Here is a 1,519-nt window from a genome sequence, read left to right on the forward strand (position 1 = left end):
CCACCTCACAAATAGGTGGACACCTATGCTCCTCGCTCAGAGTGCTGTTGGGTAGACGTCGATAGTGGATCGCTTACAGTTTTGGACAATTTCGACACGCTCAATGAGGTTCGACAATTCGAACCCGCTGTTCACAAGGTCAATCTTCTTTTCCACCTGAATGCCTTGAGTCGCATAGCGCGGTGCCAGTAGTATCCAAGGTGGCCCTCGACGCGCTTGCCGAGAGTGATAACTCATGTTCGCCTGAAGGTAGAAGAGGAACTGCGGCTCGTCCAGCTCATGTCCGAACGTCGCTGTGATTGCAGCCAGCCGTATGCCCACCGGCTGAGGATTCTCGAAGTAATTGTCTAGCCATGTTTGCATGACGTGCGCCTCTGCGAAAAATTTGCATCACTTCTGTGTTTGAAAGCGGCCTCGCTTAACGCGTAAGCGAGGCCGCTTTGCAGCCTCATCCACACGCAAACGGTACGTAGCTTCCGCCTCGGAAGCAGCTTGCGCCATTCAGGCTGCAAGCCAGGACTCATAGCTAGTGACGCGTCACACGCCACTCCGAGAATCTATGAATGGAAAGAGCCCATCTGAAATACTGTCCCGGCGTCGTAGGTGCTGACAATAACCAGCGCGCGCGGTTGTAACGTGACATTTGCTGATATCAGAGCGCACGCCTAGCTTATGAAACCTGTCGCGCTAAGATGATTGCTTCCATTGGTCGAACCGTCGCTGAAATAACGCACGCTGGACCATCTGATGTGCTTCCGTCGACTTCGTCGATATGAACATCCCCGGTTTGCGTCACGGTCGCGAACTCCGTTGCCCCAGGCTGATTGCTGTATTGATTAACGAGCACTGTGCCGGCCGGGCTCAAGGTCGAGTCAACGATGACCGATATGGAGAAAGTCTCTTGGGTGTTCGTGTTCGCGACAACAACTACTTCGCTATCGTTCAAAATGCGCGCGAACGCCAGCACGCCGTTGGGATAAGGCGAAACCCCGTAGCTTGCGCCGTCGCCCGAGACAGGACGGAAGTAGATTCTGCCGTAGCGTAGCGCCGGCAACGCGCTGCGCACCGCCGAGACCTTCTTGAGCTGCAAATAGAATGGATGGGTGTCGTCGAAGGGCGTGCCCGGCTTCCCCCAAAGCGCCTCTCGCGTCGCTCTTTCGCTACCTCCCGCACCATGAAGCCCTTGTTCCGTGCCGTAGTAGATGCACGGAATTCCCGGCAAACAAAATAGCGCCGCCATCGCCATGGTGACCTGGTTATCGTAATGGTGCGGATTCGCCGGGTCCACGTAATAGTAGCGGCTCCACTGGTCATGATTGTCGAGGAATGTCACGAAGAACCTTGTAGCTTCCCCGTGCGGAAATTTTCAAGCAAGTTGTCGCCTCAACGAATAAATATCAGGCGGCTTTTCTCTCCTGGTTGCGACGTTGTGGTGTGACGCCCGGGTTATCGATGCGATCGGGATTCAGATGCACGGTGTCAACGCGCTGCCAGTTGCGGGTGGGGCCTTTCCATCGGA

General features: G+C 55.3%; 2 protein-coding genes. Both read right to left on the reverse strand.

Translation table 11 applies throughout. The features are described from left to right. Nucleotides 1–36: 36 nt before the first annotated feature. A complete protein-coding gene (locus SB822_RS54460) occupies nucleotides 37–363 on the reverse strand; it encodes a hypothetical protein (RefSeq protein WP_410858768.1) in 327 nt (108 codons plus the stop codon). A gap of 307 nt (nucleotides 364–670) precedes the next feature. Continuing rightward, nucleotides 671–1,333, reverse strand: a complete 663-nt coding sequence (locus SB822_RS54465; RefSeq protein WP_410858769.1) for an alpha-amylase family glycosyl hydrolase — start codon at nucleotides 1,331–1,333, stop codon at nucleotides 671–673. Nucleotides 1,334–1,519: the final 186 nt, after the last annotated feature.

Source organism: Paraburkholderia sp. SIMBA_054 (assembly GCF_046534875.1).
Lineage (GTDB): Bacteria > Pseudomonadota > Gammaproteobacteria > Burkholderiales > Burkholderiaceae > Paraburkholderia > Paraburkholderia hospita.